This is a genomic window from Mesorhizobium sp. NZP2234 (genome assembly GCF_013170765.1).
Classification (GTDB): Bacteria; Pseudomonadota; Alphaproteobacteria; order Rhizobiales; family Rhizobiaceae; genus Mesorhizobium; species Mesorhizobium loti_D.
In genome coordinates this window covers 4,855,632-4,876,695 of sequence record NZ_CP033364.1, presented here as the reverse complement: position 1 = coordinate 4,876,695, position 21,064 = coordinate 4,855,632, and the positions used below count along the sequence as shown (strand labels likewise).

At 62.9% G+C, this 21,064-nt stretch carries 24 protein-coding genes and 2 tRNA genes; 19 read left to right on the top strand and 7 right to left on the bottom strand.

Annotated features, from left to right (window positions below):
- The first annotated feature begins 7 nt into the window (after positions 1-7).
- From EB230_RS24185 to EB230_RS24165, 5 genes are all read left to right on the top strand, one after another.
- Complete coding sequence (locus tag EB230_RS24185; protein WP_172374085.1) at positions 8-2,101, top strand: ATP-dependent helicase; 2,094 nt, start codon at positions 8-10, stop codon at positions 2,099-2,101.
- Positions 2,102-2,109: 8 nt separating this feature from the next.
- The gene (gene dapB, locus EB230_RS24180; protein ID WP_172374084.1) at positions 2,110-2,886 is read left to right on the top strand and encodes a 4-hydroxy-tetrahydrodipicolinate reductase; all 777 of its coding nucleotides are present in this window, start codon (positions 2,110-2,112) and stop codon (positions 2,884-2,886) included.
- A gap of 203 nt (positions 2,887-3,089) precedes the next feature.
- Positions 3,090-4,103: an ABC transporter substrate-binding protein gene (locus EB230_RS24175; RefSeq protein ID WP_172374083.1), complete on the top strand. Its 1,014-nt coding sequence runs from the start codon at positions 3,090-3,092 to the stop codon at positions 4,101-4,103.
- 106 nt (positions 4,104-4,209) lie between these two features.
- Entirely contained in the window at positions 4,210-5,019 is an 810-nt protein-coding gene (locus EB230_RS24170) for an ABC transporter ATP-binding protein (protein WP_056563111.1), read from the top strand.
- A gap of 11 nt (positions 5,020-5,030) precedes the next feature.
- Positions 5,031-5,909 (top strand): ABC transporter permease, encoded by an 879-nt coding sequence (locus EB230_RS24165; protein ID WP_172374082.1) that lies wholly within the window; start codon positions 5,031-5,033, stop codon positions 5,907-5,909.
- A gap of 13 nt (positions 5,910-5,922) precedes the next feature.
- Here the strand turns inward: EB230_RS24165 and EB230_RS24160 are convergent, their stop codons facing one another.
- Positions 5,923-7,281 (bottom strand): sensor histidine kinase, encoded by a 1,359-nt coding sequence (locus EB230_RS24160; protein WP_056563105.1) that lies wholly within the window; start codon positions 7,279-7,281, stop codon positions 5,923-5,925.
- Entirely contained in the window at positions 7,271-7,939 is a 669-nt protein-coding gene (locus EB230_RS24155; RefSeq protein WP_056563102.1) for a response regulator, read from the bottom strand. Before EB230_RS24155 ends, EB230_RS24160 begins: the two co-directional genes overlap by 11 nt.
- Positions 7,940-8,419: 480 nt before the next feature.
- Between EB230_RS24155 and EB230_RS24150 the strand changes: the two genes are divergently transcribed.
- The 4 genes from EB230_RS24150 to EB230_RS24135 all read left to right on the top strand — a co-directional run bounded on the left by EB230_RS24150 (position 8,420) and on the right by EB230_RS24135 (position 10,035).
- Entirely contained in the window at positions 8,420-8,623 is a 204-nt protein-coding gene (locus EB230_RS24150) for a DUF680 domain-containing protein (RefSeq protein ID WP_056563099.1), read from the top strand.
- Positions 8,624-8,670: 47 nt separating this feature from the next.
- Positions 8,671-8,898, top strand: a complete 228-nt coding sequence (locus EB230_RS24145; RefSeq protein ID WP_172374081.1) for a DUF680 domain-containing protein — start codon at positions 8,671-8,673, stop codon at positions 8,896-8,898.
- Positions 8,899-9,338: 440 nt separating this feature from the next.
- Positions 9,339-9,572, top strand: a complete 234-nt coding sequence (locus tag EB230_RS24140) for a DUF680 domain-containing protein (RefSeq protein WP_056563093.1) — start codon at positions 9,339-9,341, stop codon at positions 9,570-9,572.
- Between the two features lie 220 nt (positions 9,573-9,792).
- Positions 9,793-10,035 carry a DUF680 domain-containing protein gene (locus tag EB230_RS24135; protein ID WP_056563090.1) on the top strand — a complete coding sequence of 81 codons (243 nt, stop codon included), beginning with the start codon at positions 9,793-9,795 and terminating at the stop codon, positions 10,033-10,035.
- Between the two features lie 49 nt (positions 10,036-10,084).
- Here the strand turns inward: EB230_RS24135 and EB230_RS24130 are convergent, their stop codons facing one another.
- Genes EB230_RS24130 through purM form a run of 3 tightly spaced genes read right to left on the bottom strand, consistent with a single transcriptional unit; the run spans position 10,085 to position 12,423 of the window.
- Positions 10,085-10,594, bottom strand: a complete 510-nt coding sequence (locus EB230_RS24130) for a histidine phosphatase family protein (protein WP_056563086.1) — start codon at positions 10,592-10,594, stop codon at positions 10,085-10,087.
- Positions 10,595-10,609: 15 nt separating this feature from the next.
- Positions 10,610-11,317 carry a phosphoribosylglycinamide formyltransferase gene (purN, locus tag EB230_RS24125; protein WP_056563083.1) on the bottom strand — a complete coding sequence of 236 codons (708 nt, stop codon included), beginning with the start codon at positions 11,315-11,317 and terminating at the stop codon, positions 10,610-10,612.
- Positions 11,314-12,423, bottom strand: a complete 1,110-nt coding sequence (gene purM / locus EB230_RS24120; protein WP_172374080.1) for a phosphoribosylformylglycinamidine cyclo-ligase — start codon at positions 12,421-12,423, stop codon at positions 11,314-11,316. Before purM ends, purN begins: the two co-directional genes overlap by 4 nt.
- A 210-nt stretch (positions 12,424-12,633) precedes the next feature.
- Between purM and EB230_RS24115 the strand changes: the two genes are divergently transcribed.
- The 3 genes from EB230_RS24115 to hdaA are packed head-to-tail and all read left to right on the top strand — an operon-like array spanning position 12,634 to position 15,071.
- A complete protein-coding gene (locus tag EB230_RS24115; RefSeq protein WP_172374079.1) occupies positions 12,634-13,191 on the top strand; it encodes a CDP-alcohol phosphatidyltransferase family protein in 558 nt (185 codons plus the stop codon).
- Positions 13,163-14,365, top strand: coding sequence for an AI-2E family transporter (locus tag EB230_RS24110; RefSeq protein WP_056563073.1), 1,203 nt, complete (start codon positions 13,163-13,165; stop codon positions 14,363-14,365). Before EB230_RS24115 ends, EB230_RS24110 begins: the two co-directional genes overlap by 29 nt.
- A 1-nt stretch (position 14,366) precedes the next feature.
- Positions 14,367-15,071, top strand: coding sequence for a DnaA regulatory inactivator HdaA (gene hdaA, locus EB230_RS24105; RefSeq protein ID WP_056563067.1), 705 nt, complete (start codon positions 14,367-14,369; stop codon positions 15,069-15,071).
- A gap of 486 nt (positions 15,072-15,557) precedes the next feature.
- On the opposite strand, the gene EB230_RS24100 is transcribed toward hdaA, so the two are convergent.
- Positions 15,558-15,634, bottom strand: a tRNA-Pro gene (locus EB230_RS24100).
- A 124-nt stretch (positions 15,635-15,758) separates the two neighbouring features.
- Here EB230_RS24100 and EB230_RS24095 point away from each other — a divergent pair.
- The 7 genes from EB230_RS24095 to EB230_RS24065 all read left to right on the top strand — a co-directional run bounded on the left by EB230_RS24095 (position 15,759) and on the right by EB230_RS24065 (position 20,470).
- Positions 15,759-16,064, top strand: coding sequence for an ETC complex I subunit (locus EB230_RS24095; protein ID WP_015318428.1), 306 nt, complete (start codon positions 15,759-15,761; stop codon positions 16,062-16,064).
- Positions 16,065-16,113: 49 nt separating this feature from the next.
- Positions 16,114-16,190, top strand: a tRNA-Arg gene (locus EB230_RS24090).
- Positions 16,191-16,341: 151 nt separating this feature from the next.
- Positions 16,342-16,587, top strand: coding sequence for a hypothetical protein (locus EB230_RS24085; protein WP_244493888.1), 246 nt, complete (start codon positions 16,342-16,344; stop codon positions 16,585-16,587).
- 172 nt (positions 16,588-16,759) lie between these two features.
- On the top strand, positions 16,760-16,981 hold the full coding sequence (locus EB230_RS24080; RefSeq protein WP_172374078.1) for a hypothetical protein: 222 nt from the start codon (positions 16,760-16,762) through the stop codon (positions 16,979-16,981).
- A 177-nt stretch (positions 16,982-17,158) separates the two neighbouring features.
- On the top strand, positions 17,159-17,947 hold the full coding sequence (locus EB230_RS24075) for a GGDEF domain-containing protein (protein WP_172374077.1): 789 nt from the start codon (positions 17,159-17,161) through the stop codon (positions 17,945-17,947).
- Positions 17,948-18,159: 212 nt separating this feature from the next.
- Positions 18,160-19,122, top strand: a complete 963-nt coding sequence (locus tag EB230_RS24070) for a glycosyltransferase (protein WP_172374076.1) — start codon at positions 18,160-18,162, stop codon at positions 19,120-19,122.
- 121 nt (positions 19,123-19,243) lie between these two features.
- Positions 19,244-20,470 carry an anion transporter gene (locus tag EB230_RS24065; protein ID WP_056563058.1) on the top strand — a complete coding sequence of 409 codons (1,227 nt, stop codon included), beginning with the start codon at positions 19,244-19,246 and terminating at the stop codon, positions 20,468-20,470.
- Here EB230_RS24065 and EB230_RS24060 read toward each other — a convergent pair.
- Positions 20,467-21,054 (bottom strand): TetR/AcrR family transcriptional regulator, encoded by a 588-nt coding sequence (locus tag EB230_RS24060; protein WP_056563055.1) that lies wholly within the window; start codon positions 21,052-21,054, stop codon positions 20,467-20,469. The genes EB230_RS24065 and EB230_RS24060 overlap by 4 nt on opposite strands.
- Positions 21,055-21,064: the final 10 nt, after the last annotated feature.

The following is a 21,064-nucleotide window of genomic DNA, read 5'->3' as shown; positions in this document are numbered from 1 at the left end:
ATGGGCGATGAACCTTGCCGCCCATGATTCGACGTTTCTGGAGCCGACTGTCCAGCCCGCCTATCTTGCCCGCCTGAACGACGCCCAGCGCCAGGCCGTCGAGCATGGCGACGGCACGATCGCCGGGCCATTGCTGGTCATTGCCGGTGCCGGTTCGGGCAAGACCAACACGCTGGCGCATCGCGTCGCCCATCTCATCGTCAGGGGAGCCGACCCGCGCCGCATCCTGCTGATGACCTTTTCGCGCCGCGCCGCCTCCGAAATGGCAAAACGTGTCGAGCGCATCGCCGGCGAAGTGCTGGGCCGCGACGCCGCTGTCATCACCGATGCGCTGACCTGGGCGGGGACCTTTCACGGCATCGGCGCGCGGCTGTTGCGCGACTATGCGCTGGAGATCGGCCTCGACCCGGCCTTCACCATCCATGATCGCGAGGATTCCGCCGACCTGATGAATCTCGTGCGTCACGAGCTCGGCTTCTCAAAGACCGAGGCGCGCTTCCCCACCAAGGGCACCTGCCTTGCCATCTACTCGCGCGCCGTCAACGCGCAAGCGCCGCTCGGCGAAGTTTTGGGGGCGGCCTTCCCTTGGTGCGCCGGCTGGGCGGGAGAGCTGAAGCAGCTGTTCGCAGGTTATGTCGAGGCCAAGCAGGCGCAGAATGTGCTCGATTACGACGATCTGCTGCTCTACTGGGCGCAGATGGCGGCCGAGCCGGAGATCGCGGCGCATCTGGGCGGGCGTTTCGACCATGTGCTGGTCGACGAATACCAGGACACCAACCGGCTGCAGGCCTCGATCCTGATGGCGCTGAAACCCGACGGTGCCGGGCTGACGGTGGTCGGCGACGATGCGCAGTCGATCTATTCGTTCCGCGCCGCGGAGGTGCGCAACATACTCGATTTTCCAAAACAGTTCGCCCAGGCCGCCGATGTGGTGATGCTGGAGCGCAACTACCGCTCGACCGAGACCATTCTGGCGGCCGCAAACGCGGTGATCGGCGAGGCTTCGGAGCGCTTCACCAAGAACCTGTGGTCGGAGCGCAAATCCACCGACAAGCCAAGGCTGGTGAGCGTGCGCGACGAGGTCGAGCAGGCGAATTTCGTCTGCGATACCATCCTCGCCGAGCGCGAGGCTGGCACGGCGCTGAAATCGCAGGCGGTGCTGTTTCGCGCCTCGCACCATAGCGGCCCGCTGGAGATCGAGCTGACGCGGCGCAACATTCCCTTCGTCAAGTTCGGCGGGCTGAAATTCCTCGATGCCGCACATGTCAAGGACGTGCTGGCGGTGTTGCGCTTTGCCGAAAACCCGCGCGACCGCGTCGCCGGCTTCCGCGTCCTGCAGCTGATGCCGGGAATCGGACCTTCAGCCGCGGCACAGATCGTCGAGACTATGACGACAGCACTTGATGAGGCGATGGGGCTGGCCGGCTGGCGGCCGCCGCAACGCGCGGCGGACGACTGGCCGAGCTTCGTCTCGCTCTATTCGGGCCTGCGGGCCGGCGCCAAATGGCCGGCCGACCTCGAACAGGTCAGGCTCTGGTACGAGCCGCATCTGGAGCGCATCCACGAGGACGCGATCACGCGCCGCGCCGACCTGCTGCAGCTCGAGCAGATCGGCTCGAGCTACGCTTCGCGCGAACGGTTCCTGACCGAATTGACCCTCGATCCGCCTGACGCAACCAGCGACCAGGCCGGACCGCCGCATCGCGACGAGGATTACCTGATCCTGTCGACCATCCATTCGGCCAAGGGCCAGGAATGGAAGAACGTCTTCGTTCTCAACACGGTCGATGGCTGCATTCCGGCCGATCTCGGTGTCGGCACCAAGGAGGATATCGAGGAGGAGCGCCGGCTGCTCTACGTGGCGATGACGCGGGCCAAGGACAGCCTCAACCTGGTCATGCCGCAGCGCTTCTTTCCGCATGGCCAGGCGGCACGCGGCGACCGCCATCTCTACGCCTCGCGCACGCGTTTTATCCCAGCTTCGATCCTCGCCGCGTTCCAGCAGATGTCGTGGCCGGGCGTGCAAGCGGCGCAGGGCAGGGCGCCCCGGCCGGAAGTGCGCGTCGACATCGGCGCGCGCATGCGCGGCATGTGGAAATAGCTGAAATCGTGACGCGCCCACCGGTCAGGATTGCCATTGCCGGCGCGCTGGGGCGCATGGGCCGCCAGATGGCGGAGGCCGTGCGGGCTGATCCGCGGCTGGCGCTCGCTGCCCGCTTCCATCGCCCGGATAGTGCCGGCGACGGGCTGGTGAGCCGCGACGAGGCGCTTGCCATGGCCGATGTGGTGATCGATTTCACCACGCCGGGGGCTTCGGCCGACCTGGCGCGGTTTTGCGCAAACCGGGGCGGCCCCGCTTTAGTGGTTGGCTCGACGGGTTTCGATGCCGCCGAACTGGCCGATATCGCCGACGCCGCGAAAACGATTCCCATCGTGCGCTCCGGCAGTTTTTCGCTCGGGCTCAATATGCTGGTCGGATTGGTGGCACAGGCGGCGAGAACGCTCGATGCCGATGACTGGGATGCCGAGATTTTCGAGGCGCATCACCGCCACAAGGTCGATGCACCGTCGGGCACCGCACTGATGCTGGGGCAGGCCGTTGCTGGCGGACGTGGCGTCGAACTGGGCGCGGTCGCGAGGCGCGTTCGCGACGGGCTCGTCGCCGCACGTCCGGCCGGCGAGATCGGTTTTGCGGTGACCCGTGGCGGCAGCATGATCGGCGAGCACAGTGTCAGCTTCTGTGCCGAGGGTGAACTTGTTACCTTGTCGCATGCGGCAGGCGACCGCATCATGTTCGCCCGTGGCGCGATCGCCGCGGCACTTTGGGTACCGGGACGCCCGTCCGGCCAATATGATATGCGCGACGTGCTGGGACTGAATGGCTGAACACAAGGCATGCATCGTTACAGCGTCGCGACAGCCCGTCAGTTGCGGCTTACCTATACGTAAAATTTGCCATGATTTTCGGCTTTACCCTGAAAGCTGAATGAAAGGTTGATGCCATTACTGTTGGCTGGCGTCCCCATATTATCACGCAAAAAGCGGTGGGAGAGAGGAGGGGCGCGGGAAACGAACAAAGGGAAGAGGCCATGTCGCTCGCGCGAATACTGCTTGATTCAGCCGCCACAACCGCACTCGTCGCCACCATGGCTTTCGCCACGCCCTCCGCGCGCGCCGACGAAAAAGTTTCCATCATGGTCGGTGGCTACGAGAAACAGATTTATCTACCCGCCAAGCTGACCGAGGCACTCGGCTACTTCAAGGACGAGGGGCTCGACGTCGAGTTGCTGAATGAACCCGCCGGCGTCGATGCTGAAAACGAGATGCTTGCCGGTGCCGTGCAAGGGGTCGTCGGCTTCTACGATCACTGCATCGATCTGCAGGCAAAGGGCAAGTTCGTCGAATCCGTCGTCCAGTTCAGCCAGGCGCCTGGCGAAGTCGAGCTTGTGTCGACCAAACATCCCGAGATCAAGTCGCCCGCCGATTTCAAGGGCATGAGCCTTGGCGTGACCGGCCTCGGCTCCTCGACGAATTTCCTGACGCAGTATCTTGCGGTCAAGAACGGCTTGAAGCTCGGTGAGTTTACTTCCGTTCCCGTTGGCGCCGGCAACACCTTCATCGCCGCCATGCAACAGGACAAGATCCAGGCGGGCATGACGACAGAGCCGACGATCACGCGGCTGCTGAAGACCGGCGAAGCCTCTGTACTTGTCGACATGCGCACCATGGAAGGCACCAAGGCCGCGCTCGGTGGCACTTACCCGGCCGCATCCCTCTACATGCAGACCGATTGGGTCGAAGCGCACAAGGACATTGTGCAGAAGCTGGCCAATGCCTTCGTCAAGACGCAGAAATTCATCAACTCGCATAGCGGCGCCGAGATCGCCGAAAAGATGCCGAAGGACTACTATGTCGGCGACAAGGAGGGCTATGTTAAGGCCCTCGATGCCGGCAAGGCGATGTTCACCCCCGACGGGATCATGCCCGAGGGTGGGCCGGAGACGGTGCTGACGGTGCTTTCGGCCTTCTCGAAGGACCTGCAAGGCAAGCAGATCGACCTTGCCAAGACCTACACCTCGGAATTCGTCAAGAACGCCAAGTAGCAGGCGATGCCGGCGCGGTGAACGACATCACGCCGGCACCCGTCATTTTTCACGTCCGGCGGCCTTGGCCGACGGCGGGCGTCCGCTCGTATCCAGGAGTTCCACCATGGCACTAGAAAAAAATGAGCCGGCGATCGAACTGATCAATGTCAGCCGTCGCTTCCTCTCGCCCACCGGCAAATCGCTGACGGCGCTGCGCGATTTCACAATGACCGTCGAGCGCGGTGAATTCGTTGCCGTGGTTGGCCCGACGGGTTGCGGAAAATCCACCACGCTCAACCTTGTCACAGGACTGGCAAGCCCCAGTGCCGGCGAGGTTCGTGTCATGGGCGCGCCGGTCAAGGGGATAGACCCGCGCATCGGCTTTGTTTTCCAGAGCGATGCCCTGTTCCCCTGGCGAACCGTGATCGAGAACGTGATGGCTGGTCCACTCTTTCGTGGCAAGGCGAAATCGGACGCCACCGTCGCGGCGCGTGACTGGCTGGCGCGCGTTGGGCTATCGCGGTTCGAGCATCACTATCCCCATCAGCTTTCGGGCGGCATGCGCAAACGTGTGGCGCTTGCCCAGACATTCATCAACGGACCCGAGATCCTTCTCATGGACGAGCCGTTCTCAGCGCTCGACGTGCAGACGCGCGTGCTGATGCACGAGGAACTGTTGCGCCTGTGGTCGCAAGCAAAGGCCTCGGTGGTCTTCGTCACGCACGACCTGGAGGAGGCGATTGCGCTGGCCGACAAGGTATATGTTCTGACTGCCGGACCTGCGACCGTGAAGTCGGTCTACACTATCGACCTGCCTCGTCCGCGGGTTGTCGCCGACATCCGCTACGAACAGAAGTTCATCGACTATTCACGCACGATCTGGGCCGACCTCAAGGAAGAGGTCGAGACCAGTTATGCGCGTGCGGCAGCCTGAGGAGGAATGCCATGACTGATGCCGCCATCGATATCAGCTCCGGAACTTTCAGGCCGGGCACCTCCGACGCCGAAATCGAAGCGGCGGCCTCCAAGGCCGCACAGCACCGCCGCCGCACCGTGATGTTCTGGCGTATAGCCATTCTGGTTGCCTTTCTGGCCTTGTGGGAAATCGCCGCGCGGATGGCCTGGATCGATCCGTTCTTCTACGCGATGCCGAGCGCGATCGCGCAACGGCTCTATGAATGGACAACCGAAGGAACATCGGAAGGGCCTCTCTGGTACCACCTCTATGTCACCATGGAGGAGTCGGTCATCGGCTTTGTGACAGGCTCGGTTGCCGGGATCGTCATCGGCGTCGCGCTCGGTCGCAATCGGATGGCCGCCGATATCTTCTCCATCTACATCAAGGTCATCAACTCCATCCCGCGCGTGGTTCTGGCGCCGATCTTCATCATGATTCTTGGCCTCGGACTCGCCTCGAAAGTCGCCCTTGCCTTCGTGATGGTTTTCTTTGTCGTGTTCCACAACGCATTCCAGGGCGTGCGGGAAGCGGACAGGGCAATGATTGCCAATGCCCGCATCCTGGGTGCCTCCAACTGGCAATTGACCCGCTCGGTGATCGTCCCGTCGGCGATGAGCTGGATCTTCGCCAGCCTGCATGTCAGCTTCGGCTTTGCCATTATCGGCGCGATCGTCGGCGAATTCGTCGGCTCTCGCTACGGCATCGGCCTGCTGATCAACATTGCCAAGGGATCCTTCGACGCCGCCGGCATGTATGCCGCCATCGTCATCGTCATGGTGGTGGCGCTCGGGGCCGAATATCTGATGACGATGGTCGAGGATCGCCTGGCAAAATGGCGTCCCCAGCCGCTGCATGAAACGCAGTGAGCGGCGACGTGCTCTAGCTGCCTGCCAGCGGCAACTTCACCTCAACCACCAGGCCGGCGGCCGCGCCATCCCGCAGGGTGACACGGCCGCCGGCGTTTTCGACGACCTCGCGCACGATGGCAAGCCCCAGGCCGCTGCCTTCCTCGGTCGAACCGGCAATGCGGTAGAAGCGTTCGAATACATGGTCGCGCTCATCCGGCGGGATGCCGGGGCCGTCGTCGGTAACCGTCAGCACGGCTTCGCCATCGACGGCCGCCACCCTCACCGTGACGCTGCCGCCTGACGAGGAATAGCGCAGCGCATTGTCGACAAGGTTGACGATCATTTCGCGCAGCATGGTGCCGTCGCCGACGACAGGCACGGGGCCGGTCTCCTCGAGGCCGAGATCGATGTTGCGGGCGATCGCCGCCGGCGCCTGCGTTTCCAGCACGTGCCTGGCGGCCTCGGTCAGGTCGATGCGATCGGCGCGTGGCCGCCGGCTGCCGGGCTCGGCCCGCGACAAGGTGAGCAACTGTTCGGCCAGACGGGCCAGCTTGCCCGAGCTTGCCTGCAGCGCGATGAGCGCCTCCTGGCGTGCGTCGGGGACAGTTTCCCTCAAGGCATAGCTCGCCTGCGTCGAAAGCAGCGCCAGTGGCGTGCGCAACTGGTGCGCGGCGTTGGCGATGAACCGGCGCTGCGCCGCCATCTGCGCCCGCACGCGCTCCATATAGACGTTCAGCGCTTCGATCAGCGGCCGGATCTCGCTTTGCGCGTCCGGCACCTCGACCGGGTCGAGATCGCTGCGGCTCGGCGAGCGCACCGCGTCGCGCAGCCGGATCAGCGGCGCCAGGCCGCGATGCAGGCCCAGCAGAACGAACAAGCCGGCAATCGCCACCAGCGCCAGCTGCTGGGTAAAGGCGCCAAACCAAAGCCGCCGGACCATGGCATTGTGTCCGGCAAGCGTGACACCAACAGTAACTGATATCGGCGAGTCGTCTCCAGCGCCGACCACCGTATGGCTGTAAGTAAGCAACCGCAGCAGATGGTCCCGATAGGTTGCCTCGGTGCCGGGATACTTCACCGCCTCCGGCAGGTCGGGATAGCCGGTCAGCAGCCGCCCTCCGGCAGCCTTGACATGGTAGTAGACGCTGTCGCGGTCACCGGTATCGAACATCTCGATCGCCGCCGGCGGTATTGTGGCGTCGAGCACGCCGTCGCTCACGGCGACACGTTCGGCGATAGCCCGCGCCGAGCCCATAAGCATGCGATCGGTGACGAGATCCGCGGTCGCCAGCGCGTTGCGATGGCTGGTCCATAGGTTGATGGTGGCGAGCCCAACGAGCGGCAAGACCACCCAAGCCAGCAGTTGCAGGCGGAGACTGTTAATCCTCATGGCGCAAAAGATAGCCGAGGCCGCGCAAGGTGGCGATCTGGACGCGCGACCCTTCGAGCTTCTTGCGCACACGGTGCACATAGATCTCGATGGCGCTTGGATCCGCATCGGTCTCGAAGTCATAGATGGCAGCCGACAGTGCAGCCTTGCTCACCGTGCGTCCGGCTTTCACCATCAATTGTTCAAGCACTGCGTGTTCTCGCGGCGTCAGTGCCAGCATTTCGCCGGCGAGCGAAAACAGCCGCGTGTTGGTGTCGAAGACGAGATCGCCGCAGGCAACGACAGGCGCGGTGCGGTCATTGGCGCGGCGCAGTTGCACGCGGATGCGTGCTTCGAGCTCCTCGATCTGGAACGGCTTGGCGAGATAGTCGTCCGCGCCTTCGTTGAGGCCTTTGACCCGGCCATCGAGACTGGCGTTGGCGGTCAGCACGATCACAGGCACTGCGTTGCCGCGTGCCCGCAGCATGCGCAGCACCTCCATCCCGCCCATGCGCGGCAGTGCCAGGTCGAGGATGACAAGCGCATGATCGCCCGCCGCCAGCGCGTGCTCGACATCCTCGCCCTCATGGACGATGTCGACCACGTAATTTGCCTGGCGCAGGGTTTTGCCCAACCAGTCGGCGAGTTCACGATTGTCCTCAACAAGCAGCAGTCGCATATCTATGGCGGTCCGGATCCCATCTCCCCGCGGAATGCCCAAGGCTTGATCGGCCGCGGCACCCCTGATCTCTCCTGAATGAGCGACAGTATCGATCTCAACGCAAGACAAATGCGGCTCTGGCGCGGGGTGACAGCAGACCCATCCTGGGTCAAATCAGCCCGTTTCTGTACACAAATCGAACCGAACGGTTCGGTTCTGATTGACAGATTGTACCGCAGACGGTGAACAATGGCCTCCAGAATCACTGGGCCCTCGTCAGAGGGGAAGAGTTTAACGCAATGAAATAATTGAATAATTCTTATTTGGTGCGCTGCGATGCAATATGCATCGTCTATAATATAACGAGGTCCTGCAGGACCGGGGCGACTGGAAATCCCAAAAGGCATTCCCTACTTCGGGGTGGTCCGAGCGACGCGAAATTCCTCCCAAGGGCACGCCACTAGACGGACAGGACAGATAAATACTGGAGTAAAGAAAATGACCAAGATCGCTCTTACAGCAGCCGCCATCCTCGTTGCCACGGGCACCGCCTTTGCCGGCAGCGACAACTATGGCTCGGCCAACGTCAACCAGCCCGCCGCCACTGTCGACCATTCGGTCACCGCTTCGATCTCGAAGTCGACCGCAACCGTCCAGGCCCAGGCCCCGCAGGGCGCTGACCGCAACCTCTTCGGCCGCTAATCGCGACTGTCGATTTCAATCCGACCTTCAATTCAGGAGTACTTAAAATGACCAAGATCGCTCTTACCGCCGCTGCCATCCTTGTTGCCACGGGCACCGCTTTTGCCGGCAGCGACAATTATGGCTCCAACAATGTCAACCAGCCGGTTGCCAACCAGTCGATCTCCAACGTCGACAACACGCATACCGGTTCGATCGCCAAGCCCGTAAAGGTACAGGGCGACGCCAATGCCAACGTGCCGGCTCAGTCGGGCCAGGGCATCTGGGGCCGTTAATCCCTTCAAACCACGGTAGACGACAAAGAGCGGTGGGCTTGGCCCGCCGCTCTTGTTTTTTGTGCAATGGGATAAGTGCCAATGCCGATCGAGTTATGAGGGAGGCAGGGCTCCAGCGGTTCACATTGGGGTTGATCGAAATCGAACCGATCGGTTCAACTTATCTTGACGAGCCGTGAGCGGATGGGGCCGCCGGTTCAGCAAATCGCCGTGCCATGCGTTGGGCGAGTTCCTATAACGATATGATATTGATCAGTAAAATTGTTGTCGTTCTACGATTTGGCCGAGGTCGGACATCTCGATCCGGTGCGTGATGGAACATCTTCGTGATTGGAAGTCGGCGAATGAAAAAACCACCTGCAGCCTGTCCGAGCGACGCGAAATTCCTCCCAAGGGCACGCCACTAGACGGACAGAACTGGAAATACCGGAGTAAAGAAAATGACCAAGATCGCACTTACCGCCGCCGCCATCCTCATTGCCACGGGCAGCGCCTTCGCCGGCAGCGACCATTATGGCTCGGACAACGTCAACCAGCCGGCAATTACCGCGCCCGCTGGCAATATTGATTACAGCCACACGGCTTCGATCCGCAAGCCGGTCGAGCATCACGGCTTCAAGCTGACGCCCGATTCAAACCAGCCGGAATCCGGCCAGGGTATCTGGGGCAACTGAGCCGACGCTCAAGCAGGCTTCGAGACAAAGAGCGGTGGGCCTGGCCCGCCGCTCTTGTTTTTTGTGCGACAGGGCTGGTGACCTCGGTTTGACCAACCAATCTGCCCAGCCGGCAGAAAAAAACGTCCGCGTTCAGGAATAAAGCCGGGTGGCACCGGGTCTTGTCCTCAGCGGAACCGTCCTCCCAAGACGCCGCCCAACGGATGAACAGGAGATTGAAATGAACAAGATTGCTCTCGCTGCCCTCGCTCTTCTCTTCGCGACCGGCGGCGCCTTTGCCGGCAGCGACCACTTTGGCTCCGACAATGCCAGCCAGCCGGTTGCTTCGGTTGCCGGCGTCGATCATGCCGTCACCGGCGCGGTCAAGAACACGGATATGGCCGGGCACAAGACTGCCGACGCCAAGATGAAGACCGCCACCACCGACTGGCCGGAATCCGGCCAGGGCATCTGGGGCAACTGAGGGTACGAATGCGGCGGACCTGTCCGCCGCATCCGCCCGGCATGGGCTTTTAGCCCAAATCCTTCGGGCGCAGGCAATGCGTCAGCCGCGCGGACAACAGGTCGGACCACTCGCCCTCGAAGACGAAGCGCGCGAGGGCTGCCGTGGGGAACTTTTCCTCGAGCCTCTTGCGCGCCTCGGCCACCGAGCCCGTACCGGCGAGCTGTTTTGCCAGGTCCTCCAGTCCAGGATTGTGGCCAACCGCCATCAGGCAGCCGCTCGACGGGTCGGCCTTATGGATATGGCCCAGAATATCAGCAGCCGGAGCTTCGTAGAGAGGTTGGGCAAACACGACCCGTGGATGCACGGGCAACTTCGCGGCCACCAATCGCCACGTGTCGCGGGTGCGCAGCGCCGACGACACCAGCACCTCATCCGGCAGCCAGGCGCGCGCCGCGAGCTCCCGCCCCATCAATCGCGCCGCCTTCAATCCGCGCTCGGCGAGCGGCCGGTCGAAATCATCGAGGTCAGGGTCGTCCCAGCTCGATTTGGCGTGGCGCAGGAGAAGAAGTTGTCTCATCGCCGCACTCTCGGCTCATGGCGTGATCCGCGCCAGGTGTTCCAGGTCGGCTTCCTCGCGCAGCGGATCGGGCGCCATCACCACCGAGGTGCCGTTGTCGGCGTCATCGGCAAAGTGGGCAAGCACCGTGCGCCCGCCCTCCATGCGCGCCTTGCCCTCGGCGACCAGTCCGAGCGCCAGCGGATAAAGCCGGTGTTCGGCCTTCAGCACCCGGGCGGCCAGCGTATCGGCATTGTCGCCGACCATTACCGGCACGGCCGCCTGCGCGATGATCGGCCCGTCATCCATCTCGGATGTGACGAAATGCACGGTGCAGCCATGGATGCGCAGGCCGGCGGCCAGCGCGCGCGCATGGGTGTCGAGGCCCTTGAACGCAGGCAGCAGGGCAGGGTGGATGTTGATCATGCGACCCTGCCATTTCTGGACGAAGCCTGATGTGAGGATGCGCATGTAGCCGGCCAGCGCCACGATCTCGGCATTGAAGGCCTTGAGCGCCGCGTCGATCGCCGCGTCATGCGCCTGCTTGCTGCCATGGTCGGCGCGGGTAATGACCTGCGTGGCGATGCCGCGCGCCTTGGCGATGCCGAGGCCGGCGGCGTCCGCCTTGTCGGAGATGACGCCGACGATCTCGGCCGGAAAGGCCGGGTCGCTGGCAGCGGCGATCAGCGCGGTCATGTTGGAGCCGCGCCCCGATATCAGGACGACTGTGCGTTTTCTGCTCATAGGCCGATCGAGCCCCGATAGATGACGCCGGCGTCACGGCGCGGCACGATGCGGCCGATCGGCGTCACCGTCTCGCCGGCCTCCTGCAGCACGGCGGCGACCTGTGCCGCCTGGCCGGACGCGACGGCCAGGATCATGCCGACGCCGCAATTGAAGGTGCGCATCATCTCTTCCGGCGCCACGCCGCCGGTCTTGGCCAGCCACGAGAACACCGGCGGGACGTCGATCGCTTCGAGATCGAGCTCGGCCGAAAAATCCTTGGGCAGCACACGCGGGATGTTTTCCGGGAAGCCGCCACCGGTGATGTGGGCCAGCGCCTTGATGCCATGCGTGTTGCGGATGGCCTTGAGGATCGATTTGACATAGATGCGGGTCGGTTCGAGCAGCGCTTCGGCCAGCGTCGCCTCGTCGTTGAATGGCGCCGGATCGCTCCACGCCAGGCCGCTGGCGGCGACGATGCGGCGCACCAGCGAGAAACCGTTCGAATGCAGGCCGGAGGAGGCGAGGCCGAGCAGCACATCGCCTTCGACAATGTCGTCCGTGGGCAAAAGCTGGCCACGTTCGGCCGCGCCCACGGCAAAGCCGGCGAGGTCATAATCCTTGCCGTGATACATGCCTGGCATTTCCGCCGTCTCGCCGCCGATCAGCGCGCAGCCGGCCTGACGGCAACCTTCGGCAATGCCGCCGACGATCGCCGCACCCTGGTCGGGGTCGAGCTTGCCGGTGGCGAAATAATCGAGGAAGAACAGCGGTTCCGCGCCCTGCACGACGATGTCGTTGACGCACATGGCGACGAGGTCGATGCCGATCGTGTCGTGCTTGCCGGCATCGATGGCGATCTTGAGCTTGGTACCGACGCCGTCATTGGCGGCGACCAGCACCGGATCGGTGAAACCGGCGGCCTTGAGGTCGAACAGGCCGCCGAAACCGCCTATCTCGCCATCCGCGCCCGGCCGGCGCGTCGCGCGCACCAGCGGCTTGATCTTCTCGACCATGAGATTGCCGGCATCGATATCGACGCCGGCCTCGGCATAGGTGAGCCCGTTCCCGCGCTTGCTCGTTTTGGACTGGCCCGTTTTGTGCTGGCCAGTTTCGCGCTTGCTCATCACAATTTTCCTGCTCGTTTGCGGGCTCTTCGCATGAACGGTTTCGGTCCGCAAGGATAACGGCGGAACCGAGCGCCATTTGGCCTGACAAAAAGGTGGATAGCCTGGCATCCTGCATGACGCCCGCGCTTGGAACGGACTGCTTCTCCCTTGTGTCGCCCTTCCGTCTCCCTCATCTATCCGGAAAAGGGAATATGGCGGGACAACACGTTGACCATCCCCAACCTGATCAGCATCCTGCGCCTTGTTCTGGTGCCTGCCGTGGTGCTGGCCATGCTGCAGGCGCGCTGGGACTGGGCCTTTGCCGGTTTCGTCATTGCCGGCGTGTCGGATGGTGTCGATGGCTTTATCGCACGCCGTTTCAACCAGCAGTCCAGGCTTGGTGCCTATCTCGATCCGATGGCCGACAAGCTGCTTCTGGTTTCGGTGTTCGTCGTCATGGGCTTCACCGGGCAGTTGCCGCTGTGGCTGGTCGTCACAATGGTATCGCGCGATGCGCTGATCGTCTGCGCGATCCTGTTGTCCACGGTGATGGCTCATCCCGTCGAGATAAAGCCGTTTCTGGTATCGAAGGCCAATACCGCCATCCAGATCGTGCTGGCGGCGGTTGTGCTGGGCGAACTCGCCTTTGCCGTGCGCCTCGACCCTCTGCGGCAGGCCCTCATATTGCTGTCCGGGGTCTTGACCGTAGCTTCGGCCGCAGCCTATCTCGTGGCTTGGCTGAGGCATATGAGCGGCTATGGCGAAAGCTCCAATCCGGACATCTGAGAAAGAAGCGGCAGTGATCGAGGCCGCGGCTGCCGATCTTGCCGCGTCCTCCGCGTTCCGCCGCCAGATCTTCTTCTGGCTGGCCGGCGCGGCGATCCTGGCGCTTTTCCTCTATGTCTTCAGCGCCATCCTGCTGCCTTTCGTCGCCGGCATGGTGCTCGCCTATTTCCTTGACCCGGTCGCCGACCGGCTGCAGCGGCTCGGCCTGTCCCGCTTCATGGCGACTGTGGTCATCCTCATCACCTTCCTCATCGTGCTGGTATTGGCCTTCGTCATCCTCATTCCGGTGCTGGCGACGCAGATGGCCGATTTCGCCGGCAAGCTGCCGGAATATCTCACCCGGCTGCAGAGCCTGATCACCTCCTTTGATCCGAAATGGCTGGAGCAGAGGTTCGGCGTCAATGCCAATGGCTTGCGTGACGGGCTGAATTCGCTGCTGACCTCGGGCTTTGGCCTGATCACCACCGTGTTCACTTCGCTGTGGAGTTCCGGCATGGCACTGGTCTCGGTGGTCAGCCTGTTCGTGGTGACGCCGGTCGTTGCCTTCTACATGCTGCTCGACTGGGACCGCATGGTGGCGGTCATCGACAGCTGGGTGCCGCGTGACAACGTCGCGACCGTGCGCGCCATCGCGCGTGACATCAACACCGCGACCGCCGGCTTTGTGCGCGGCCAGGGCACGCTCTGTCTGGTGCTGGGCGCCATGTACGCCACCGGCCTGACACTGACCGGGCTGAATTTTGCGATCCTCATCGGCCTGTTCGCCGGGCTGATCTCCTTCATCCCCTATGTCGGCTCGCTGACCGGGCTGGTGCTGGCCGTCGGCGTCGCCTTCGTCCAGTTCTGGCCGGATTGGACGATGATCGTTGCCGTCGCTGTGGTCTTCTTCATCGGCCAGTTCATCGAAGGCAACATCCTGCAGCCCAGGCTGGTCGGCAAAAGCGTCGGCCTGCATCCGGTATGGCTGATGTTCGCGCTGTTCGCCTTCGGCGCGTTGTTCGGCTTTGTCGGCCTGCTGATTGCCGTTCCGGCTTCCGCTGCCGTCGCGGTTCTGGTGCGCTTTGCCATCGCCCGCTATCTCGAATCGCCGCTCTACAAGGGCCGCGCGACCGAGACCTTGCCGCCGCTGCCGGCCGATCGCGGCGGCGGCCACCGCACGCAGCCGCGTCGCTGAAGTGACCGCTCAGCGAACCGATCCGCCACGCCAGCTGCCGCTCGATCTCGGCCATGGCACCGGCTATTCGCGCGACGAACTTGTCGTCTCCGGCACCAACAACCAGGCGGCGGCGCTGGTCGACCGTTGGCCGGACTGGCCCGCGCCGGTGGTGGTGCTGGCAGGTCCCGCCGGCTCCGGCAAGACGCATCTGGCTGCCATCTGGCGCGCGCGCGCCAATGCGCTGGCCGTGAATGCCGGGCGCATTGGCGACGGCATCGCGAACCTTGGCGCCCGGCCGGTGCTGATCGACGATGTCGATACAGGCGCGATCGACGAGCAAGGCCTGTTCCATCTGATCAATGCGGTGCGTGGCGCCGGCTCAACGCTGCTGTTGACGGCGCGCCGTTTTCCGTCGGCCTGGGGTGTTTCCCTGCCCGATCTTGCCTCGCGGCTGAAAGCGGCGGCGACGGTCGAAATCCACGAGCCGGATGATCTCCTCCTCGCCGGCGTCATAACCAAGCTGTTCGCTGACCGTCAGGTCGAGGTCGAGCCGCATGTCGTGCAGTATCTGGTGCGGCGCATCGAGCGTTCGCTGGCGACCGCAATGCGCGTGGTGGAGCGGCTGGACCGCACCGCGCTCGAGCGCAAGACGCCGATCACGCGGGCGCTGGCGGCGGAAGCGGTCAGCGCCATGGACGAAGGGCAGGGCGCGTTCGAGATTTGACGCATGTCGCCCAGGGTTGCCCTTGGTGTTGGGACACGACATGCACAGACAGTGACATTGAGCGGGCCGGATAGATCTGTTTTGACGCAACGCGCTCGGGGTGACTCGGTGTTCAGACGGCGGCGAACGCGAAGCGTGTCCCATTTTGGGAAATAACAGCTGGCATCCATCTTGCAGCGCGAGGTTGCCGGCTGACCCCGGTCCTGATTGCGTTCCAAATCAGGTTGTAGGCTCGCCGGGAATGAGGTTGTTGGGGTTCTCGCCCGGCGAGCTTACCTTCAAATGCATCGACCGGTCTCCTGTACGGCGGCCGCCACCATTCCGAGCCGCCACGGCTGTCGTTTCCCGCCATTTTTGCAGTGCTCCAGTTGCTGCCGTCTTCAGATTCGCACCGGAAACCGTCGCAGCAAGGCCCACGGCCGGAAGCGACCAAGATAGCCATTCGATGCCGCCAATGGCTATCGATACCGCACTTTTCGAAAGGGATGGTCGGAGTGGAGAGATTCGAACTCCCGACCCTCTGGTCCCAAACCAGATGCGCTACCAGCCTGCGCTACACTCCGAACGGTCTGTTGCCTATTCATTTCGGTGCTGCATGGCAAGTGCAAAAACCTTGCCGCCATGCGCATTGCGCAGTAATGACGGGCAAAGGGCGGCGATGCTGCCTTGCACAACAATGAGGTGGCCATGTCCGCGCGCATTTTCAGCCCAGCCAAAACCGCGATGCAGTCCGGCAAGGCCAAGACCGGCCACTGGGTGCTGGAATTCGATCCCGAGATGCGCAAGAAGATCGATCCCCTGATGGGCTATACGACCTCTGGGGATATGAGAAGCCAGATCAGGCTCACCTTCGACACGCGGGAAGAGGCCGTGGCTTACGCCGAAAAGGAAGGGCTTGCCTTTCGGGTCGAGGAGCCGAAAGAGACCAAACGCCGCCAGATTTCCTACGCGGAGAATTTCCGCTATGACCGCAGGACGCCCTGGACGCATTGAACGGCGACCAGCGCCAGATATCTAGCCGGTCCCTTTCGGCCGGCCCAGCGGTCCCGTAGCTCAGCTGGATAGAGCACCGGCCTTCTAAGCCGATGGTCACAGGTTCGAATCCTGTCGGGATCGCCAATCTTTTCAAGTAGTTAGATATTGTATTGCGAGTCTGAAACCAACCGAAACTGGTCGTTTTGCAGATTTCGTTCCTCATGGGTTCTTTTCCATGCGGTGAATGACGGTGTCAGGCCGCGGGAACCTGATGCCTGTCAGCGCGTTGCCTCGCATGCTCAAGAAGATCGCCTTCGCCGCCGTGCTGTTCCAGGTTGCCGTTTTCTCGGCTCTGATAACCCAGACGGTTCTTTTTGCATCCACGGCGACCCAAGCGGCGTCCGTGCAGCATGGCGAGCCCGTTGCGGTCACTGACAAGGAGTGCGCCTCCGCGACATGGCCGAATATTCCGGCCCGATGCCTGGAGCGGGTCGAGGCGCGGAATTCCAGTATCACGATGGTGCCGATGGCCGCGCAATAGGGCAAGGCTCGACGGGCGAGCTGGAATTATTTCGTGATCCATCGAGGTTGGAACCTTAGGCCTCATGAGGCGTTCGGGGCCTTGTATTCGCGGAACCTCATAAAAGGCAATGTGCGGGCCAGCGAATGGGCGAGGCAAAGCAAGCGCGGGTTGGGGGAGGAGAAGCCAGGCCATGTCGAAACGAGAAATTGGAACGTCCCCTGCCTTGGGGCGGCGTATCGCTGAACTCAGGGCCAGAATGCGGGATGCCGAAATTTCCGACTATGAGATGAAGACCTTCCACAAGGTCGCCGCCATCATGGGAGCAGGCGACGGCTCGCTACGACTGGATGCCGACGACCTGATCGCCGCATCCTTCGTTGTGGAGGCGAGTCGACCGGCGCCCGGCCGTTGACGTTCGGGAATTCCCGCATCGCGAGAAATTTAAGGACCGAACCGCTTTCACCGCCGGAGCACGACCACCGATTGGGCGGGCGTGCTCCGGCTCCCTGATCTCGAATTGAAGGGAAAGTCTTATCATTTTGTTTGCGTTGGCACGTCATGGTAGAGGCGGCTAACGGAGTGGAATGGGATGAAGCTCGACCTGTCGCCGACCAGCTGGGGCAGGGTAATCGCTGTCACCACGGCCGGCACGGCATTCTTCATTGCCGTGGCGTTTTTTGTTGATTCGTTCAATTTCCCCTATCTCTCGTCCGAGGCGATCTGGCGCGCGCAACTGACGGACCTGCTTCTTCCCCTGGTGCTGGGCGGCTCGTTTCTGTTTCTTCTCATGTGGAAGATCCGCCAACTGGCCATAGCCCAACGCGAGCTCAGCGTCATTGCCGCGACCGACAGTCTTACGGCGGTGCTGAACCGCGGCGCCTTCTCGATGCTGGTCGAGGCCTATCTCGAGGAGACCCGCAAGCAGGAGCACATCCGTTCCGGCGCGCTGCTGATCATCGATGCCGATCACTTCAAGTCGATCAACGACCGCCTCGGTCATGACTGCGGCGACCAGGCACTCAAGCTGATCGCGCAGGCGATCAAGGGGCAACTGCGCGGCAGCGATATCGTCGGCCGCATCGGCGGCGAGGAGTTTGGCGTGTTTCTTCCCGGTGTCGACCCCTCGCAATCCCGGCTGGTTGCCGAAGGCATCCGCCGGCGGATTCGCGAGATGGACTTTTCGCCCGGCGGCCGCGCCTGTCCGCTTTCCGTCTCGATCGGCGGCACCAGCTTCAGCGGGCCGACCACCTACGAGGCGATTTTCTCCGCCGCCGACCGACGTCTCTATGCCGCCAAGTCGAATGGACGCGACCAGGTCAGTTTCGACCCGGCGGAAGCCGCCCTGGTGTCTCAGCCCAGCGCCGCCACGGTTCATTGAAGGCAGCCTTGCGGCGCGCGAAGGCGGCCGCTTCCTTGACGCCTTCTTGTCGGTGTGCTTCCTCCGCCTAAGGTGATGTATTGGGCATCGCCAGAGACGTTCTGCTTTCTTGATCTCCTCGGCCTTCCGGTCCGCTGGCGCGGTCGCGACCTTTCGGTGCCGACGAACGAGTGGCGGGATGGCCCGGGCAAGGCCTGGCAAGCGCGGCGATCATGATCCATCTCTTCAACGGTTTCCAAAACCCGTTTGGCGGCAGCGAGCGCGAAACGCTCGACCTGTACCGGCTGTTGAGCGCCGACCAGCAGGCGCGTCTTTGGGCAACCTCTTCGCGCGTGTCCGACGAACTGATGCGGCAATTTCCGATTCACCGCGTCTCGCTGGCAAAGCGCGACGTGCCGGACGGCGGCACCTACGTCTTCCTCGGCGCGCATTGGCGCAACAAGATCTGGCCTTACCTGATCCGGCGGCCACGCCGGCTGATCTATGTCTTCAACACCTTTCACCCAAAAATCATCGCGCTGACGACCGGCATGCCGCGCCTGCTGGGATGGCCCGACGCCGAACTGGTGCTGATCTCCGATTTTCAGAAGCGCATGCTGCAGGTCGAAGGCGTCGTGCATCCGTCGCCGATCGATATCGGGCGTTTCTCACCATGGCCGGCAAGGTGGGATCGGCCGTTCACCGTGGGCCGGCTGAGCCGCGATACGGCGGACAAGCATCATGCCGACGATGCGGCGCTTTATGAGGCATTGCTGGCCGATGGCGTTGCGGTGCGGATCCAGGGCGGGATGCCGCTCAAGGACAAGCTCACGCCACATCCGCAACTCGAACTCCTGCCGCAAGGCCAGTTTGCCGCCGAACAGTTTTTGCCGACGCTCGATGTCTTCTATTACCGCACCGGCTCGCATGTGGAGACCTTCGGCCGCGTGGTATTCGAGGCGATGGCTTGCGGTTTGCCCGTGGTCTGCCATTCGCATGGCGGCTATGCCGACCATATCATCCATGGCGAGAACGGTTTTCTCTTTGAGACGACGCAACAGGCGGCGCAAATCCTGGCCGAGCTCAAGGCCGATCCGGCGCTGCGGGCCGACGTGGGCCGCAAAGCGCGGCAAACCGTCGAGCGGCTGTTCTCGCCGCAGGCGCTGCAACAGCGGCTGGATTTCTATCGGCGCTAGCGATACCGCCCGCAACGCCCACTCCGTTTGTCATCAATCTCGACATCACCAAAGTTGACATGCAAAAGAACCACCGGGCGGACCGCATCGGCGCCACCAGATCGAGCGGGGCTTCTTACCAATGACGTTGATGGGCGCGGCGGCACTGCTGATCCTGGTCCTGACCTATGCCGGCGTGGCTATCGGCCGCATACCTGGATTGCGCCTCGACCGGGCGGGGATTGCGCTGCTTGGCGGCGCCGCGATGATCGCCATCGGCGCGATCAGCATGGAGGATGCCTACCGCGCGATCAATTTCGACACCATCACGCTTCTGCTCGGCATGATGATCGTGGTCGCGCATCTGAAGGTCTCCGGCGCCTTTCGCGGCCTCGGCGCCATCGCCATCGAACACGCGCACGCCCCCTTCATGTTGCTGGTGATGGTCACGCTGCTGACCGGCGTGCTGTCGGCCTTCCTGGTCAATGATGCCATCTGCCTGGTCATGGCGCCGATCGTCGTCCACGTCACCCGCGTCATCAACCGCAACCCGATCCCATATCTGATCGCCACCGCCACCGCGTCGAACTGCGGCAGCGTCGCCACCATCACCGGCAATCCGCAGAATATGGTCATTGGCGCGCTGTCCGGCATTTCCTATCCTGCCTTTTCTGCGGCGCTCGCGCCGGTCGCACTGTTCGGCCTGGTCGCGGTCATCGTCATCGTGCGGATCGTCTATCGGGCCGAATTCACCCGCACCGCTGAATTGACGCCGCATGTGTCGCGCGGGCGCATGCATCGCGGGCAGGTGTTGAAGGCGGTGATCGTCTGCGTCGGATTGGCCGTCGCCTTCTTCGCCGGCGTTCCCGTCGCCAAGGCGGCATTGATCGGCGGCGCCATCCTCCTGCTCACCCGCGCCATCAAGCCCGCGCGTATTTACCGCGAGATCGACGGACCGCTGCTGTTCATGTTCGCGGGTCTGTTCGTGGTGGTCGCAGGCGCCGAAAGGACGCTGCTGACGCCTGATCTCATCGCCTCTGCCAAGAATCTCGGCCTGGATGATGTCTGGCGTTTGTCCGGGTTCACCGCGGTGCTGTCCAACATCATGAGCAATGTGCCGGCCGTTCTGGCTTTGCGGCCGTTCATACCTGGGTTGGAAAACCCCGAACGCGCCTGGCTGGTGGTGGCGATGAGCTCGACGCTGGCCGGTAATTTCACGCTGCTCGGCTCGGTCGCCAACCTGATCGTCGCCGAGCAGTCCAAGGCTGCCGGCTCACCCTTGTCTTTCGGCGCCTTCTTCAAGGTCGGCTTGCCGCTGACGCTGATCACGCTCGTGGTCGGCACGGCGTGGCTGGCGTTCGGATTCTAGGCAGGGCTGCCCGGAATTCGTGCCCTGGCCAGAGTGGCCGCGGCCCGGCCTGCCGCCTCGATGTAATCAGGATTGCGGTGGACCAGCATGATCGAAAACGAGCCGTCGATCAAAAGCACGATCTCGCGCGCCACGACCTGTGGGTCCTCGATGCCATGGTCGGACAATGCGCCAGCGAGCCATGTCTCAAAATTTGACTTGTGACGCGACCCGACCTTGACCGCCGGATGACCGGGCATCGAGGCGAGTTCGGCGGCCGTGCGCAGAAAGCCGCATCCTTTCCATTTTGGATGGTGCGCGACCCGCGCAAGGTTGGTGAAGATCGCTTCGACCTTGCGGTCCGCGCCGCCCTCCGCGGCATCGAACCAGCTGGCCATCTGCCGCAGATTGGGCTGGTCGCGACCGTCGAGATAGGCGGCGATCAGGTCGTCCTTGCTCTTGAAGTGATAGTAAAGCGTACGCTTGGTGAGGCCTGCCTTTTCGGCAACGGCATCGACGCTGACGCGACCGATTCCCTCGGCGTAAAATAGCTTCGTCGCGGCATCGACGATGCGTTTGCGGGTCGGACTGGCGGCTTCAGGCATGAAGCATGTA

Coding starts and splice junctions, on each gene's coding strand:
- EB230_RS24110 (WP_056563073.1), top strand. CDS start 13,163: ATGGCGAAAGCTCCAATCCGGACATCTGAGAAAGAAGCGGCAGTGATC.
- EB230_RS24140 (WP_056563093.1), top strand. CDS start 9,339: ATGACCAAGATCGCACTTACCGCCGCCGCCATCCTCATTGCCACGGGC.
- EB230_RS24065 (WP_056563058.1), top strand. CDS start 19,244: ATGACGTTGATGGGCGCGGCGGCACTGCTGATCCTGGTCCTGACCTAT.
- EB230_RS24185 (WP_172374085.1), top strand. CDS start 8: ATGAACCTTGCCGCCCATGATTCGACGTTTCTGGAGCCGACTGTCCAG.
- EB230_RS24135 (WP_056563090.1), top strand. CDS start 9,793: ATGAACAAGATTGCTCTCGCTGCCCTCGCTCTTCTCTTCGCGACCGGC.
- EB230_RS24155 (WP_056563102.1), bottom strand. CDS start 7,939: ATGCGACTGCTGCTTGTTGAGGACAATCGTGAACTCGCCGACTGGTTG.
- EB230_RS24165 (WP_172374082.1), top strand. CDS start 5,031: ATGACTGATGCCGCCATCGATATCAGCTCCGGAACTTTCAGGCCGGGC.
- purM (WP_172374080.1), bottom strand. CDS start 12,423: ATGAGCAAGCGCGAAACTGGCCAGCACAAAACGGGCCAGTCCAAAACG.
- EB230_RS24170 (WP_056563111.1), top strand. CDS start 4,210: ATGGCACTAGAAAAAAATGAGCCGGCGATCGAACTGATCAATGTCAGC.
- EB230_RS24085 (WP_244493888.1), top strand. CDS start 16,342: ATGCTCAAGAAGATCGCCTTCGCCGCCGTGCTGTTCCAGGTTGCCGTT.
- EB230_RS24145 (WP_172374081.1), top strand. CDS start 8,671: ATGACCAAGATCGCTCTTACCGCCGCTGCCATCCTTGTTGCCACGGGC.
- EB230_RS24060 (WP_056563055.1), bottom strand. CDS start 21,054: ATGCCTGAAGCCGCCAGTCCGACCCGCAAACGCATCGTCGATGCCGCG.
- EB230_RS24160 (WP_056563105.1), bottom strand. CDS start 7,281: ATGAGGATTAACAGTCTCCGCCTGCAACTGCTGGCTTGGGTGGTCTTG.
- EB230_RS24175 (WP_172374083.1), top strand. CDS start 3,090: ATGTCGCTCGCGCGAATACTGCTTGATTCAGCCGCCACAACCGCACTC.
- EB230_RS24075 (WP_172374077.1), top strand. CDS start 17,159: ATGAAGCTCGACCTGTCGCCGACCAGCTGGGGCAGGGTAATCGCTGTC.
- EB230_RS24070 (WP_172374076.1), top strand. CDS start 18,160: ATGATCCATCTCTTCAACGGTTTCCAAAACCCGTTTGGCGGCAGCGAG.
- purN (WP_056563083.1), bottom strand. CDS start 11,317: ATGAGCAGAAAACGCACAGTCGTCCTGATATCGGGGCGCGGCTCCAAC.
- EB230_RS24130 (WP_056563086.1), bottom strand. CDS start 10,594: ATGAGACAACTTCTTCTCCTGCGCCACGCCAAATCGAGCTGGGACGAC.
- EB230_RS24080 (WP_172374078.1), top strand. CDS start 16,760: ATGTCGAAACGAGAAATTGGAACGTCCCCTGCCTTGGGGCGGCGTATC.
- EB230_RS24095 (WP_015318428.1), top strand. CDS start 15,759: ATGTCCGCGCGCATTTTCAGCCCAGCCAAAACCGCGATGCAGTCCGGC.
- EB230_RS24150 (WP_056563099.1), top strand. CDS start 8,420: ATGACCAAGATCGCTCTTACAGCAGCCGCCATCCTCGTTGCCACGGGC.